This is a genomic window from Alkalibacterium iburiense (assembly GCF_039521845.1).
Taxonomy (GTDB): Bacteria; Bacillota; Bacilli; order Lactobacillales; family Carnobacteriaceae_A; genus Alkalibacterium; species Alkalibacterium iburiense.
In genome coordinates this window covers 1-17,463 of sequence record NZ_BAAACW010000108.1, presented here as the reverse complement: position 1 = coordinate 17,463, position 17,463 = coordinate 1, and the positions used below count along the sequence as shown (strand labels likewise).

Genomic DNA, 17,463 nt, shown 5'->3' with positions numbered 1-17,463 from the left:
CTATGATGAAAGTTGAAACAGTCGACACGAGACACGGAACATTGAATAAAAGCGGCTATTCTAATGGAAATACACTCCCTTATACAGGAACACCATTCGGGATGAATTACTTTATCGTTCAGTCCCAGACTGGATCAAGCTGGCACTTTGACCCGACTTACCCGATTACTCAAGGATTCAGGCTGACACATCAGCCGAGTCCTTGGATGGGGGATTACAGCTGGTTGTTGTTTACACCTATTTCAGGAAGACCCGTAAGCAATGATTTGAATAGACTCCAGTCTTCATATAAAGAATCAGAAGCTGTTTTTAATCCGCATCAATTAATAGTGGAAAGTTTGCGGTACAGAGTGAAAACGACTATTGTTCCCACTAAAAGAGGAGCTAAGTTTAAGCTGGATTACGAGACTGATAAAGAAAAGGGATTATTGCTGACGGCTAATGAGTCCGTCACATATGAAGTGGATAAAAAGAACAATCGTCTATATGGTTGTGTGCCACAACCAGTTAATGATGGGAAAAACACTCTGAACATGTATGTCGTTTTAGACTTTGATGAGTCAGATTTAGATGGAATTGAATTGAAACATATCCATGACAAAAATTGGAAGGAAAGCAGTGATGTCAAGGATAGTTTCGTGTGGTTGTCACTAGCAACTGAACAAAAAAATCTAACCTTTTCTTTAGGGACATCTTTTATCAGTCGAGAACAGGCGGTCTTGAATCTAGAACGGGAAGTGTCTCCTTATTCATTAGAAGAGTTAACCGATCAGTCTGCTCACGAGTGGGAAAGTCATTTAAATAGAGTGACGGTTAAAGATAAAAACCGCCAGAAGGTAGATAGTTTTAATCAGTATATGTATCGTCTGTTTTTATTCCCACAGACGTATTATGAACGAGACGAGTATAATCAAACGATTCATTTTGATTCCTATAGTGAAACGGTAAAAGAAGGCAAACTCTTTACAAATAATGGTTTCTGGGATACGTACCGAACCGTCTATCCTCTCTTTTCAATTATTTATCCAGAGATGTATAAGGATATTTTGGAAGGCATTAAGCATTTTTACTTGGAGTCCGGACACTTGCCGAAATGGTTAAGTCCAGATGAAAGAGGACTTATGCCAGGAACACTGATTAATGCTGTTATTTCTGATGCCATAGTGAAAGATATCTTACCTAAAGAAGAAGCGGAACTCTTCTTGGATGCCATGGTTAAAGAATCGACAGAAGCTCCAAAAGAAAGAAAATTTGGACGCGCAGGTGTGAAAGAGATGTTGGAATTGGGTTATGTATCGAATAAAGAAATCGAAAATGTGAATCAAACACAGGATAATGCCTATAGTGATTTTTGCATTATGCAAGCAGCTAAAAAACTTGGGCGTCACGATATTGAAGAAAGATACCGTAAAGAAGCAGAAAATTATCGCCACTTGTTCGATAAAAATACAGGTTTTTTAAGAGGGAAAGATTCCGAAGGGCAATTTGCTGATTCCTTTACCCCTGAAGATTGGGGCTTTGATTACACGGAAGGAAGCGCCTGGCAAAACGCTTTAGCTTTTTATCATGATAATCAAGGGTATATCGATTTGCTTGGAGGAAAAGAAAAGTTTATTGATCACCTCACGACATTGGCTAATGAAAAACCTGTGTTTGAAATAGGGAACTACGGGATGGAAATTCATGAAATGAGTGAAATGTCTACGGTTGATTTTGGACAGATTGCTATTTCCAATCAGCCTAGCTTCCATATCCCTTATTTATATGCTTATGCAGGTAAACCTGAATACACTCAGCATGTCGTTAAACAATTGTCTACACATGCCTTTAAAGATGGCTTCGATGGGTTTCCTGGGGACGAAGACAACGGAAGTATGAGTGGCTGGTTTATTTTCTCACACTTAGGGTTTTATCCTGTCACTCCTGGTGTGCCTGAATATGTATTAGGTATCCCACAGTTTGATGAAATGACTATTCGCTTAGATAATGATCAATCCTTTACAATTCGTGTGGAAGGAAATGTTCCTCAAAATTCGTTTGTTCACTCGATTCAGTTGAATGGCCAAATGTATGAGAATTTGTTTATTTCACAAGATGACATTGTAAAGGGTGGAGAAATGACTGTCAGACTTTCATTGTTACCCAATGCAAAAGAGTACACAGTTGACCAACTACCGTATTCACTAAGTAACGATAAGTAACACAAAAGAGGAGAAGAGTCTTTCTCTTCTTTTTACATAAAAGAGATTAAAGGGGAATGACTATGTATGGAATGATATCCACCTGGCGCATGGCTTATGAAGGAGTCGTTAATCAGTTTGAACGACTAAAAGAAGGCGAGTTTGCCGGCAATGTACTGGAAGCCTCTATCCGTGAGATAGAAGATTTCGAGAATTTCATTTCAGTAGGCTATGGGGGCTTGCCAAATGAAGAAGGGAAACTACAATTGGATGCGGCGTACATGAATGGCTCAACTTTTGAAATAGGAGCTGTCGCAGGAATGGAAGATATTAAAAATCCAATATCTGTTGCCCGATTATTGAGTCAAGATCGCTTCAATATTTTTAGAGTAGGGGATGGAGCGAAAAAATTCGCTGAATCAGAAGGGTTTTTATCAGAAAACTTATTAACAGACTACTCAAAGAACAAATGGGAAGAACGTTTAAAGAAAGTCGAAAATGAAGAGCTGACTCCTTATGATGGACACGATACAGTAGGAACTGTCGTTTTAGATAAAGATAAGAATATAGTATCAGGCACCTCTAGCTCTGGTCTCTTTATGAAGAAAAAAGGGAGAATAGGGGATTCCCCTCTACCGGGATCTGGCTTTTATGCCGACAGTGATATCGGTGGAGCAACAGCAACAGGTCTGGGTGAAGATCTGATGAAAGGCATTTTAAGCTATGAAGTTGTGAGACGAATGGGTATGGGATTGTCGCCTATGGATGCGGCTCAAACTAGCTTGAAAGACTTCGAAGAAAAGCTGGAAAGAAAATATGGAAAAGTAGGCGCCATGTCTCTTGTCTGTATGAACAACAAAGGGGAATGGGGAATCGCAACAAACGTTGATTTTACTTTTGTTGTGGCTACCAATGAACAAGAACCGACCATCTATACATCCAAACGTACGGAAGATGGAGAAACCGTTATTGAAAAGGCTGCGGCTGAATGGGTAGAAGAGTATTTGTCAAACGTGTTGACCCGTCAAGAATAAAAAAGAAGGTGTCGTCTGATTGTTAGACGGCACCTTCTTTATGATATTTATGAGTGAATAAAATCAACCATTGAACGAATAGTCAGATTAAAGTCTGCTTCATTATAGGATTCTTTTTGTTTAGAAATAAAAAGAACTTCATACGGTTCATTCGGTACAAGATCAAAGAAATTGTCTTTAAAATGTCCTTCGATTGCTGATGTGAGAGATACTCCTTTTGCAATGGTATCAGACTGGATAGTATATAAAACTCCTTCTTCCTTCACTTGATGAGAATAAGTGAAAGTGGGATGAGGTAATACGATATCCTTAAACCTATCAAACGAATAAAGAATAGAATCGATAGTCACTTCATCTTTATCTACCAATTTGACATGGACATAAGAATCATTCTCTTTGATGTCTATGTCATCTTTCGAAACAGTATAGAGCAGGGTAGACGACTGTTTAGGTAAATCTACTTCCTGAGTTAAACTTTTAGTAGGAGAGGCTTTAGAAGAGAACTGACCAAGGTAAACTTCCAAAGTGACCGATTGATTCTCTAAGGAATCAGTCACCCCGTAAATGTGAATAATTGAACCCTTATCTTCTAAATACAGAATACTTTTTTGGTAGGCTTTTTTCACTGCATAATGACTGGCTTTCCAATTGCCGTAGTAATCAATGGAAGACCATGAAGCCCCTGGCCAAGCGTCATTCAACTGCCAGTACAAGGTTCCCATACAATAAGGCATGGCCTTTCTATGGTTTCGTATGGCCGTATCAAAGGCATATCCTTGTAAGAGCTGGCTGAGGTAAAGATAGCTATCAAAATCTTTTGGTTTTTTGTAATATTGACTTAAATAGTCAAAAATGAGATCGTTACCAGACTTGTTTTTCTGATGGTGACTCACACTTTCAGAAGTGATAGATAAAGACTGATCAGGAGCGATTTTTTCATAGGTCGAGCGTTCAGGAAAGGACTGAAACCCATACTCGGACATGAATCGACCGATAAAGTGAGTGTAGTCTTCAATTGGTGCGCGACTGTGCCAGACATTCCAGAAATGGATGTCTCCTCTGTGTCTTTTTAAGGAAGCATGCTGGTTTTCATCATAAGTTAATTCTGCCATTGGAGAAGAAGGCCAATAATTGTTATCAGGATGCAATACCTTTAATTTTTCTGGGATGAGCTTATGGAAGAGTGTGTCGTAAGCCTGCCAGACTTCTTTTCGGTGTTCATCTGAGTATTGAGACTTCCATCCCCAACCCCAGCTGGTATTTTCTCCGTACTCTTTCCACATACTGTCTATCTCGTTGTTTCCACACCAAACGGCGATGGATGGGTGGTTTCTTAAATGGGTAATGTTTTCTTCTAATTCTTTTTCAACGTTATTTAAAAATTCAGATGTTCCAGGATACATACTGCAAGCAAACATGAAATCTTGCCATACTAATAGCCCTTTTTCATCACAATAATTATAAAAAACATCTTTTTCATAAATTCCGCCGCCCCACACTCGGATCATATTCATATGGGCATCCAGTGCACTGTCTATTTCCTCTGTGTATTTATTGTCGTCGATACTTGGAAGAAATAAATCATGAGGAATATGGTTGGCTCCTTTAATAAATAGAGGGGTTCCATTTAATTCAAACTGGAAAGTTTGTCCATAGTCATCTTCTTTCATAACTAGCTGAATATCCCGTAGACCTGTTCTGACAGAGTGTATTGATTTCATGCCTTCATCATTTGTTGCGTACACTTCAAAGGTATAAAGAGGCTGGTCTCCTAAATCATGCGTCCACCATAATTGTGGCTTTGTCAGAGTAAGAGGAAGGGGAATACTGTTTACTCCTTTAACTAATTCGACCCTTTCATTGATATTCAAGTTGTCTGTTGAAAGTGTCAAATTGACTACTTGATCTTTAGTGGATTCTATTGTTATATGGGCTATTAATTCAGCTTTTTCTTTAGTTACACTTGGTTGTTCAATATAAACGTCTGTTAGTTTAAAAGAAGACCAGCATTCCAACCGCACGTCTTTCCAGATGCCACTGGTGACAAAACGCGGTCCCCAGTCCCATCCGAAATGATAGGGAGCCTTTCGAATAAACATACTGACTTTTTGCTCGCCAATCCCTCCTAATACTGAATCATCATTAGGAGCAGGTAAGCTATAGGGTGAAGCTTTTAGTAATTTCAGTCCTTGATTAATAGGGGAATGGAAATAGACGTTAATCACATTTTCGCCTTCACTTACAAATGGTTTGATATCTCGTTTCCATTCACGATACATATTGTTGGCTTCTAAAATAGTTTGTCCGTTTACCGAAACGGTCGCAAATGTATCTAATCCATCAAAGACTAGCTCGATTTTTTCGTCTAATAGCATGTCATTTGTAATGGTGATAACGGTTTGGTACTCCCAATCCTTTTTATCAATCCATTGCAGATACTTCTCGTTTGTTCCCTCATATGGGTGAGGGATGAGGTCATGAAAGAGTAAATCAGTATGAACGGTTCCAGGCACTTTTGCTTTCAGCCATTCTTTCTTCTCTGCTTCTTTAAATACCCACTGTGTAAGGGGATAAGTATTTAGTGTCATTAGTGTCCTCCGATTTTTAATAAATAGGTAATGTCGTTTGTCTCTCGACTAAGTTAACATCGTATTGGATAGATGGCTTTACAATTTCGGGTGATTCAATCATGTTTACAATATAATCAACGGCGCTTTGTCCTTTTAAAGTGTGCTGCTGATTGATAGTTGAGAGTTTAGGCGAGATATAATTGGATATAGGCAAGTTATCAAAACCTAAAACAGAAATTTCGTGCGGCACTTTTTTTCCACTGAGGCGCAAGCCTTCAATGACTCCGGCGGCTAAAATATCTGCTGTACAAAAAACAGCTGTCACATCCTTTAACAGAGCGAGATGCGATCCGGTTTGAACTCCGTCGTCGTAGGTGATTTCACTTTTTAAAATATACTCTTCCTGCAATGCTAACCCTTCTTCTTTCAAGGCATCTTGAAAGCCCTGAAAGCGATAATGAAGCAGTGGATTTAATTGTTTACTGTTTTTATCCGTGATTGTTGGACCAGATGCAAAAGCAATGCGTTTATGGCCTAAGCTCGTGAGATATTGCCCAGCTAATTTTCCACCATTATAGTCATGTGTTCCGATTGTCACCATGTTTTTAGATTCTGGGTAACAGTCCAGACAAACGTAAGGAACGGTCATTTCTTTTTCTATAGTTAACAGATCGTTTCCTGTAAAGCCTAAAAAGATTGCGCCAGCTACATTCCAGCTTTTCAACTGACTCATGATTTTAGGCACTTCTGTTTCATTTTCCAGAAGAACAGCATATTCTTTTTCATTCGCCTGACGACTGACTGCTCCGACAATAAAACTGTTATAAGGGTCTTCCAGTACATTAGTATTTGATTTATTATTTATGCACATCGCTATTAATTTGCTGCGGCTTGTGGAGAGAATCCGAGCACTCGCATTAGGAACATAGTTCATTTCCTCAATCAATTTGTTAATTCTATCAATCGTATCTACTGAGACTTTATGGTGACGGCCATTGACGACATTTGAGACAGTCATGACACTTACTCCAGCAGCTGTTGCAATTTCTTTTAATGTACTCATTTTTTCACTCCTTTTTCACTCGAAGCACTCGAATTAAGTATACCGCTAAACTTATATTTTTGTTAACGCTTAACACCTATAATACTAGTGATAAACCTTCTATCTGTCAAGATATATTTATTTTTAAAAAATAAGTGTTGACAATTAACAATAGGTGTTCTATTCTTTACTTACATGAGGTATAACGCTATACCTCATAAACAGTTTATTTTTTTTGGTTCTATATGTGAACGATTACATTATAGTATCCATAAAATGATTAAAGGAGTTTCTGATGGAATGACTACCCTTAGTCCGAATCTGCTTGAATCATTTATTTCAGAAATAAATGATTCAAAGCAGCGCGTAAATCAGATTAGTGTGATCACTAAAGACGAGACAATCGCAGAATACCGGTGGAATGAACCGAAACCTCAAAATATGCATTCCATAGCCAAAACCTTTGTATCGATGGGGATAGGGTTTGCTATAGAAGAAGGTTACCTCCGTTTAAGTGATACACTGTTAGAGTTACTACCAGAATATATGACCCCTGACAATAGAGATGTCTTATCTCGCTTAACCATACACCATTTACTCACGTTAAGTCTGGGACAGGACAAGAGGTATTTGATGATGGGACAAAGAGAACTGCTGGAAGAAGAAGACTGGATTCGCTTTTGCTTAAACCAACCTTTTTCGAACAAGAAGGCCGATGCCTTTCTATACAGTAATGTAGGCCCTTACTTAGCTGGACGTCTTATTGAAAAAGTAACCCATCAAGATTTGTCTCGTTTCTTACAGGCCCGTTTGTTTGAGCCATTGGCTATTTCAGATGTCCATTGGGAAAAAGATCCGACTGGTCATACTTTCGGAGCAGGCGGTATTGTTTTATACCCCGAAGATTTTAAGAAAGTGGCTCAACTCTACTTGAATGATGGCAGATGGCAAGGGAAGCAAATTCTCCCGAAAAACTGGGTTCGTTATTCCTATACAAAGCACATATCAGTTGATCAGCCGGATGATTATTCGACTCATTATGGATATGGCTTATGGATAAACGAAAGAGATCAAACGTATCGTGCAGATGGTGCTTTTGGCCAGTTGGCAGTCGTCTATCCACAAAAAGAAAAAGCTATCGTTCTGACTTCTGAACAGGCGGATAACCGCCAATGTTTAGAAAAAATCAGTCGCTTAATTTATCCCTATCTTTAACAGGTGAAAAGGAGGGGCGGTTTAGTTTCATAACTGAATAATGCACATAAGAAAAATCAATTCAGAAAAAAATAAAACAAAAACTCATTATGGAGGGAAACAGAATGATATTAACTAAAAAGACGTTAGCACCGATTTTACTAGGTAGTTTACTGACATTAGCAGCATGTGGGAATGGAGAAGAAGCCGATACTGAAAATGGAACAGATACGGGAGCAGGAAACGAAGGCACAACAGAATCCGTAGAAGTGGCTACGGAAGGATTTCCAATTGTTGAAGAGACGATTACGTTATCATTGATGGCTCCGGGTTTAGGTTTGTCTGAATGGGAAGATATGCCGACATTACAGGAATATTCCGAACTGACCAATATTGAATTTGAATACACTACTCCGCCACAAAGCGATTTTGCGACGCGCTTAAACTTAGCTTTTGCCAGTCAAGAGTTACCTGACATCATATATGCAGGGGGCCCTAACACTTTAAATGCTTCTGCAGAAGTTGACTATGGTTCACAAGGGTTACTTCTTCCTTTAGAAGATATGCTGGAAGAGTATGCGCCCAATTTTTATGCTTTGATGGAAGAAAACCCTGAGATTAGACAATCCATTACAACTACTGATGGGCATATTTATGCTCTACCAAGTATAGTTAGAGGAGATACATCTTCCTGGATTATGGGACCTGTATGGTATAACGGAGCATGGCTAGATGCTTTAGGCGTAGAGGAATTACCACAGACGACGGAAGAATTCTATGAACTAATGGTTCGTTTCAGAGATGAAGACCCTAATGGAAATGGTCAACAGGATGAAATTCCTATTTCAGATATTAATATGAACGGTCTACGTGGATGGATGATGCCTGCTTTCGGTATAAAAGGCTGGGGTATTGAAGAACATAATGGTGAAGCACGTTACACCTTTGCCACAGAAAACTTCAGAGGCTATCTGGAATTTATGAATAGACTTTACTCAGAAGGCTTATTAGACCAAGAGACGTTTTCACAATCCACAGAGCAGAAACAAGCCAAGGGTGAAAACAACCAGATCGGTGTTTTCCAAGACTGGTTCTCTTACTTCACAACAGGACGAAGTGAAGAAGAAGCGATTAATGATCCGATGTACGGTCCTTTGACTAGTGAATACCAAGAGACACCATTAATGCCGATAGATTCAGGGATTAAACGAGGGACATTTGCCTTAACGAGTGAAAACCCACATCCGGAAGCTTCCTTAAGATGGATTGACTATTTCTACACAGAAGAGGGGTATGAATTTATTAACTTAGGACCTGAAGGTTATCTGTGGGAATGGGAAGATGAAGAAGGCGGCACACGTGTCTTCAACGAGGAAATCGATCCAGATAGTCGAGAAGAGTACCGTGGATCCATTACACCGGCTTACGGTATTACGATTCCAGGTTTATCTATTGAATTAGATCCAATTGGTGGAGAGCGATCTGCCTTTAGTGATTTCTTACTTGAAGAAACCCAAGAAAAGATCGAAGCACATGGCGAAGTTATTTTCCCTCAAGTGTACTTGACGCCTGAAGAACAAGAAGAAGTAACGGATATTAAATCAGAGTTAGAAACCTATGTCGTTGAAAATGAGGCAGCCTTTATAACAGGCAATATCGAATTAAATGATGACAACTGGAATGATTATATTTCGACTTTAGAAAACTTAGGTGTCAGACGTTTTGAAGAAATTCACCAAGACGCTTACGACAGATGGGTTGAAGCGGGAGAAAACAATTAAATACAAATGAATAGTTTTAAACATAAGGCGAAATGTTTCATTTCGCCTTATTGTGTTGATAAGCGACTAGTGAAGTGATTTGTATTACACTGAAAGAAGCAATGAAAAATGAGGAGAATATAAATGAATACTGAAGAACTGCACCATTTAATTAAAGAGATGACACTGGAAGAGAAGATTGGCCAGATGACTCAGCTAGCAGGTTACCTATATGAAGAATCCAGTAGCGATGTGACAGGCCCTTTGAGCGGAGTGAATGCTCCAGAGTTTCTCGATTCCACTAACGGATCAATTGTGGGAAGTTATGGAGCAGCGACGATACGAGAGATTCAATCCAATTATTTAGAAAAAAGCCGGTTGAAAATCCCTTTACTGTTTACAGCTGACGTCATACACGGTTACCGCACGATTTTTCCTCTGCCCTTTGCTATAGGGAACTCTTGGAATGTGGACTTAGCAGAGAAAAGTGCCGAAGTGGCCGCAAAAGAATCAGCTGTATCAGGCATTCACCTGACCTTTTCTCCCATGGTTGATTTGACGAGAGACCCGAGATGGGGAAGAGTTGTTGAATCCACAGGTGAGGATCCATATTTAAATGCTGAATTTTCCAGAGCTTTTGTAAAAGGCTACCAAGGAGACGAATTAGGAACAGATCCAATGCGCATAGCCGCTTGTGTGAAGCACTTTGTCGCCTACGGTCTCTCTCAAGGAGGAAGAGAGTACAACACCGTGGACGTATCGGAAAGAGAGTTATTAGAAAATCACGTGTCTGGTTTTGAAGCAGCGATTGAAGCAGGTGTTGAAATGGTGATGACTTCCTTTAACCCAGTCAACGGGATTCCTTCTACAGGGAATAAAAAACTGATTAAAGGGTTATTGAGAGAGAAACTAGGCTTTGATGGGGTTGTGATTTCTGACTGGAATTCACTAGGTGAACTCATCACTCATGGAGTAGCAGAAGATGAAATCGAAGCAGCACAAAAGGCGCTAGATGCAACCGTGGATATTGAAATGATGACTTTCTGTTATGCGGCAGGATTCCAGCAATTACTGGACGAAAATAAAATATCGATGGATAGTATTGATGCATCCGTTATGCGTATTTTAAAGCTGAAAAATAAATTAGGCTTGTTTGAAGACCCCTATAGAGGACTCAGCGAAGAGAAAGAAAAAGAGGTCGTCTTTTCTGATGAACACAGACAAATCGCTAGAGAAGTCGCGGAAGAATCCATCGTTTTATTAAAGAACGAACAGAACGTCTTACCTTTAAGCACCGACAAAAAAGTCGCACTCATTGGTCCGTTTGGAACGGACAGTAATGTATTGGGAACGTGGTACTGGCGTGGAGAAGAAAGTGAAGCGGTACAGTTACTCGATTCACTGGAAGAAAGACTGGATAAAGATTCTCTCGTTTATGCCAAAGGAAGTGACATTACGGAAGGGAATAAGGACTGGTTAGAAGAAGCTAAAGCAGTGGCTGAGTCAGCGGACATCGTCATTTTGGCTTTGGGAGAACATGCTAAAATGAGTGGGGAAGCTGCAAGTCGCAGTAACATTCAGTTGCCGGAAGCTCAGCTTGAACTGGTCAAAAAAGTAAAAGAAGCGGGTAAACCGATGGTTGCTGTTTTATTCAATGGCCGTCCGCTAGATTTAACGGGTGTCGTGGATGAAGTGGATGCGATAGTTGAGACGTGGTTCCTCGGGACGGAATCCGGACACGCCATTTCAAATGTCCTATACGGAGACGTTAATCCATCAGGTAAATTAACGATGAGCTTCCCTTATAATGTGGGACAAATACCTGTTCACTATAATCACTTCAAAACAGGCCGTCCGGTTGAAGACGGGTCAGAATTCAAATGGTTATCCCGATATCTGGACGTGCCGAATGAGCCGCGTTATTCTTTCGGTTACGGGCTTAGCTACACCACATTTGAATATGGAGACATGAAGCTGTCTTCTGATACCTTTTCGAAAGAAGAAGGTTTAACAGTAGAAGTCACCGTTCGAAATACAGGACAAGTTGCTGGAAAAGAAATCGTCCAGTTTTATGTTCAAGACTTGGTAGGGGAAGTCATCCGCCCGGTTAAAGAGTTAAAAGGGTTTGAAAAAATTGACTTAGCTCCTGGAGAATCAAAAGACGTTCGCTTTACTTTAACAGAAGACATGGTGAGATATGTGCACAGTAACTTAGAGAAGAAGAGTGATCCTGGTCGCTTCAAGGTCTTTATAGGGTCGTCGAGTGACGAGGTACAAGAAAAAGAAGTCAGATTAGTGAACTAAAGGAGGCAGAAAAAGTGTTATACCCCATCAATACAGAGTCTAGAGCGGTCATTGATTTGTCTGGCATTTGGACATTACAATTAGAAAAAGAAGGCAATGATTGCAACCCAAGGAACCCTTTGAAAAAAGGCTATTCCGTGGCTGTACCCGGATCATTTAATGATCAATTAGTAGAGCAGGATGTGCGTACACATATAGGGAATATCTGGTACGAAACAACTTTTTCTATTCCTCACTATTTAAAAGATAATCGGTTAGTTTTGCGTTTTGGATCAGTGACGCATTCGGCACAGGTCTACTTGAATGGCGAGCTTATCACCGAACATAAAGGAGGATTTACTCCTTTTGAAGTAGAGGTAAGCTCAACGATTAAACCAGGAGAAAATCGCTTAACTGTCTGTGTCAGTAATATCATCGACTATACAACCTTACCCGTTGGCGTATATTCTGAGGAGGTCGTGGACGGAAAAACAGTCAAGAAAGTTTCAGAAAATTTTGATTTCTTTAACTATGCGGGCATTCACCGACCTGTTAAGCTGTATACCACTCCTAAAACCTTTATTGAAGATGTAGCAGTCGCCTATGAAGTATCAGGTGAACAAGCTCAGGTTTCTGTCCAGACCTTTATCCAGGGAGAGTATGACAACGTGCGTGTGACTCTGTTCAATGAAGACAATGAACGCGTAGCTACTGGAGAAGGAAAAGAAGCAGAGCTGACGATTGAGGCTGTCCGGCAGTGGGAACCTTTAGATAGTTATTTGTATACAGTGAAAGTAGAAGTGACAGCTCCAAACGATACGGATATTTATCACTTACCTGTGGGCATTCGAACGGTTGAAGTGAAAGGGAGTCAGTTTTTAATCAACAACAAACCCTTTTATTTCAAAGGCTTTGGAAAACATGAAGATACCTATCTTCATGGAAGAGGCTTGAATGAACCTTCAAATGTACTAGACTTGAATTTAATGAAGCAAATGGGAGCGAATTCTTTCCGGACTTCTCATTACCCTTATTCTGAAGAGATGATGCGCTTGGCCGACAGAGAAGGTTTTGTTGTGATTGATGAAACACCTGCTGTTTCTTTATATGCTGGTTTTAATGTCCAGTTTGACGGAGAAGAACCCAATACTTGGGATGAAATGCAGACAAAAGAAGCGCATGAACTCGTTCTAAAAGAAATGGTCGAACGCGATAAAAACCATGCGTGTGTCGTCATGTGGTCAGTGGCGAATGAACCAGCAACTCATCATGAAGGAGCGAGAGAGTATTTTGAGCCGTTAATTGAATTGACCCGTTCACTAGATCCTCAAAATAGGCCTGTTACCATTGTCTATAATATGGAAGCCTTACCCGGTCAAGAGTTAACTCACGATTTAGTGGATGTCATTTGTTTAAATCGATACTATAGCTGGTACTTGCAGACAGCAGACTTGAAAGCTGGAGAAAAAGCTTTGAGAGATGAATTAAAAGAATGGGAACAGAAAGATTTGAACAAGCCGTTTCTTTTTACCGAGTACGGGGCAGATACGGTCTCGGGTCTTCATTCTGTTCAAGATATTCCCTTTACTGAAGAATTTCAAGTCCACTATTATGAGATGTACCATAAAGTATTTGATGAGTTTCCATTTATTGTGGGAGAACAAGTATGGAACTTCGCCGATTTTGAAACAAAAGTAGGAACGGGAAGAGTCCAGGGGAATAAGAAAGGAATATTTAATCGCGCACGTGAACCCAAAATGATTGCTTATTTCTTAAAACAAAGATGGTTAAACATTCCGGAGTTTGATTATCACTTAAAAAAGTAAAGAGTTGAGGGATTGAATATGCATAAAAAGTTAAATAAAGACGTTGAAGAAATTAAACCACTAGATGACAGTGTTGTGACGTGGGAAGAATACCGATTCACCGTATTAACCGATGCGATGATTCGGATGGAGTACAGTCCTACAAAAGAATTTGTGGACAGAGCTACCAAAACGGTTTTAAATAGACAGTTCCCATCTGTTGCCTTTGATTTAATTGAAACAGATAAGCAGATTGAGATTATCACATCTTCTGTCCATCTCATTTTCGTAAAAGAAAAAGGGGGATTTACGGCCAATAATTTAACCGCTCAAGTCATTGGAAGCATTTCGACTTATCATAGCAGCTGGCACTATGGAAAAACGTTTGAAACCCTTAAAGGAACAGCTCGTACATTAGATTGGGTCGATGGAGAAACGCCTTTAGAAGAAGGCTTGATGAACAAAAATGGCTACGCTTTGATTGATGACAGTGAGACCGTTATACTCACCGATGATGGATGGGTGGAAGAAAAACCAAAAGGCCATATTGATTTGTATTTTTTAGGGTATGGAAGAAATTATTTGCAAACTTTAAAAGACTACTTCCAATTAACTGGTTTTCCTCCTATCGTTCCAAGATATGCGTTAGGCAACTGGTGGAGTCGTTTCTATCCGTATTCGGAGGAAACGTATATGGAGCTGATGAATCGATTTAAAGCCCTCGACATTCCTATATCTGTAGCAGTTATTGATATGGATTGGCATATCACTGATGTACCTGAAGAATACGGGAGTGGCTGGACGGGTTACACTTGGAACAGAGATTTGTTCCCGGACCCGGTTCGTTTCTTAAACTGGTTACATGATGAAGGCATGCACACCTCTTTGAATCTACATCCGGCTCAAGGGGTCGAACCGCATGAAGACGCGTATGAAGATATGGCACACGCCTTAGGAATTGACCCTTCGAAAAAGCAAGGCATTGAATTTGATATCACAGAACCCGACTTTATGGATGCTTACTTTAAACATTTACACCACCCTCATGAAGAAGATGGAGTTGATTTCTGGTGGATTGACTGGCAACAGGGAGCGACGTCTAAAATTGAAGGTTTGGATCCTTTGTGGATGCTAAACCACTTCCATTATTTAGATCATGGAAGAGACGGGAAACGTCCTCTTATTTTCTCTCGTTATGCGGGCTTGGGATCGCATCGTTACCCGATTGGCTTTTCAGGAGATACCATCACGACATGGGAGTCTTTGGATTTCCAGCCTTACTTTACATCCACGGCATCCAATGTCGGCTACACATGGTGGAGTCACGATATTGGCGGACACATGCGTGGAGTGAAAGACAGAGAGTTGTATATACGCTGGCTACAATATGGGGTCTTTTCTCCGATTAACCGGCTGCATAGCACCGGTGGAAAATACAACGGAAAAGAGCCTTGGCGCTATGGGTTTGAAGCCCAGGAAATAGTGGATGACTATTTGAGACTCCGTCATCAGCTGGTTCCTTACTTGTATTCCATGAACGTCCTGACGTCCCATGAAGGCTTGCCGCTTGTGAGACCGATGTACTACCATCACCCTTGGAAAGAAGAAGCCTATGAGGTGAAAAATCAGTATTACTTCGGAACAGAAATGCTTGTTTCACCTGTTACGACTAAGCTGATTCCTTTATTACAGCGGTCGCACGCGAAGACCTGGCTACCTCAAGGCACATGGTATGATTTCTTTACAGGGATGCGTTACCGTGGGGGACGCTTAATGGATGCCTACCGGACATTGGACGCCGTTCCTGTTTTTGCAAAAGCGGGTGGAATTATTCCAATGGATTCAACCACTCAAAACAGTGTAGATATTCCAGAATCCTTAACAGTCAAAGTGTTCGCAGGAGCAGATGGACACTTTACTTTGTATGAAGACAGCGGAGAAACCGCTCCTTTTGACGGAGCGACAACCTCGATGTCACTCAAGTGGAAAGAAGGATCATCGTCTGAGTTCTCGATTCAGAAACCAGAAGGAGATGTTTCTCACTTGCCGGAAGAGAGACAATACACGATTGAATTCGTCGGCTTTTCATCGCCAAGTCAACCTGTCATCACTGTTAAAGGGAAAGAAGTCTCAGCAACAGTCGAGAATACAGAGCAAGGGATACGCGTTCGGTTGCCAAAAGCATCTACTGATTCCGATTATACGGTGATTTTCAAAGATATTCAGTTAAAAGAGAACAACGTCACAGAAATGATTGAAACTCTACTGGATGAAGCTCAGATTGGTTTTGACATCAAAGAAGAAATCGATCGGATTGTATTTGAAGAAGGCAATAAACAAGTGGTATTGGGACACTTACTGGCTTTAGACCTAGAAACAGATTTAGTTAAAGCACTCAGTGAAATTTTGTTAGCTGTACCAAACTAAACAAAAAAGTAAAACTGTCATCATAAGAGGATACATCTTCCTCCTGTGATGACAGTTTTTATTTAGTTAAAAATGTTTTTGGCTAACTCCATTCGCATGGTGACATTTGGATTAACGACTTGACAGGTGCGTAACTGCCCGGCCAAAGACAATAACATACCGGCTTGATTAAAGGATAAGTCAGAGTGTTCTTGAATCACTTTCACCATATTCTGGATAGCTAATTTGGAAGCTTCTTCCATCGTTTCTCTTGAACCGAGTGTGACCCATACATCGTCTGTTTCAATTAAAGGAAGAGGGAGATTAAAATCTTTTATAACTTCTACGGTGACCTCTACCTCACCGGCTACTTCTAAGCCAGAGCCCATAATCTCTCCGTCACCCATGGAAGCATGCAAGTCTCCCATAGCAAGCAAAGCACCCTCCACATTGACAGGCAAATAAACCGTTGAGCCTTCAGCCATACGAGTCGTATCCAGGTTCCCACCGTGATTATGAGGGGTGCCTGTATTTACACCTTCTCCGACAGCTGCCGTTCCAATGACACCAATCATTTTAGTCAAAGGAATTCGGATCCCTTTGTAGTCAGCATGGTCTTCTTTGATATCACAGATAATCGTCTCTTCTTTTTCAATGTAATCGGACAATTGACCCAGACCAGGAGAAGTTAAGACAGCTCCTTTGTCACTGATTTTAATCGAATGAATGGTCACTTTTAACGTATCACCTGGTTGGGCTTCTTTGACAAACAAAGGACCAGTGGCTGGATTGACTTTACTGAAGTCAATCTCACTTACGACATCTTCACTCGTTTTGACTGTGTCAGAAAAGCAATCCATTGTTTCAAACACCACTCTATCTCCACTATTGGCAGTTAAAGCCGGTGCATTGTCTTTATCCATACTAAAAACAACTTTATTCTTTGGTATCCTCATAGGTCATTTCTCCTTCATATGATTTTACTTATTATGACTTTTTTCAGATAGGATGTCAAAGCGAAAATCGCTCAATCGTTTAAGAGCTAAAAGTGAGTCTATTGATTCATCCCCTTTTAGAGTGTATCGTTTGAATTTTTTTAACACTTTTCTTATAGTAAACCACTAGTGTTGCATAAAACTTCCTAATAAACGTTGTGTTCATTGTTACGATTATCACAAATGCTTTTCAC

10 protein-coding genes are annotated in these 17,463 nt (G+C 40.3%); 7 read left to right on the top strand and 3 right to left on the bottom strand.

Annotated features, from left to right (window positions below):
* Positions 1-2: 2 nt before the first annotated feature.
* Entirely contained in the window at positions 3-2,201 is a 2,199-nt protein-coding gene (locus ABDZ53_RS08685) for a GH92 family glycosyl hydrolase (protein WP_343755601.1), read from the top strand.
* A gap of 62 nt (positions 2,202-2,263) precedes the next feature.
* Positions 2,264-3,214, top strand: a complete 951-nt coding sequence (locus ABDZ53_RS08680) for a glycosylasparaginase (RefSeq protein ID WP_425541696.1) — start codon at positions 2,264-2,266, stop codon at positions 3,212-3,214.
* Between the two features lie 47 nt (positions 3,215-3,261).
* On the opposite strand, the gene ABDZ53_RS08675 is transcribed toward ABDZ53_RS08680, so the two are convergent.
* Both ABDZ53_RS08675 and ABDZ53_RS08670 read right to left on the bottom strand, forming a co-directional pair.
* Positions 3,262-5,802, bottom strand: a complete 2,541-nt coding sequence (locus ABDZ53_RS08675; RefSeq protein WP_343755597.1) for a beta-mannosidase — start codon at positions 5,800-5,802, stop codon at positions 3,262-3,264.
* A 16-nt stretch (positions 5,803-5,818) separates the two neighbouring features.
* On the bottom strand, positions 5,819-6,847 hold the full coding sequence (locus ABDZ53_RS08670; protein ID WP_343755594.1) for a LacI family DNA-binding transcriptional regulator: 1,029 nt from the start codon (positions 6,845-6,847) through the stop codon (positions 5,819-5,821).
* 279 nt (positions 6,848-7,126) lie between these two features.
* On the opposite strand from ABDZ53_RS08670, the gene ABDZ53_RS08665 reads away from it, so the two are divergent.
* From ABDZ53_RS08665 to ABDZ53_RS08645, 5 genes are all read left to right on the top strand, one after another.
* Positions 7,127-8,041, top strand: a complete 915-nt coding sequence (locus ABDZ53_RS08665; RefSeq protein WP_343755592.1) for a serine hydrolase domain-containing protein — start codon at positions 7,127-7,129, stop codon at positions 8,039-8,041.
* Between the two features lie 104 nt (positions 8,042-8,145).
* A complete protein-coding gene (locus ABDZ53_RS08660; RefSeq protein ID WP_343755590.1) occupies positions 8,146-9,801 on the top strand; it encodes an extracellular solute-binding protein in 1,656 nt (551 codons plus the stop codon).
* A 123-nt stretch (positions 9,802-9,924) separates the two neighbouring features.
* Positions 9,925-12,084, top strand: a complete 2,160-nt coding sequence (locus tag ABDZ53_RS08655) for a glycoside hydrolase family 3 N-terminal domain-containing protein (RefSeq protein ID WP_343755588.1) — start codon at positions 9,925-9,927, stop codon at positions 12,082-12,084.
* 14 nt (positions 12,085-12,098) lie between these two features.
* A complete protein-coding gene (uidA, locus tag ABDZ53_RS08650) occupies positions 12,099-13,889 on the top strand; it encodes a beta-glucuronidase (RefSeq protein WP_343755585.1) in 1,791 nt (596 codons plus the stop codon).
* An 18-nt stretch (positions 13,890-13,907) separates the two neighbouring features.
* Positions 13,908-16,295 (top strand): glycoside hydrolase family 31 protein, encoded by a 2,388-nt coding sequence (locus ABDZ53_RS08645; protein WP_343755583.1) that lies wholly within the window; start codon positions 13,908-13,910, stop codon positions 16,293-16,295.
* Positions 16,296-16,357: 62 nt separating this feature from the next.
* Here ABDZ53_RS08645 and ABDZ53_RS08640 read toward each other — a convergent pair whose 3' ends face one another.
* Entirely contained in the window at positions 16,358-17,230 is an 873-nt protein-coding gene (locus ABDZ53_RS08640; RefSeq protein ID WP_343755581.1) for an acetamidase/formamidase family protein, read from the bottom strand.
* Between the last annotated feature and the right edge of the window lie 233 nt (positions 17,231-17,463).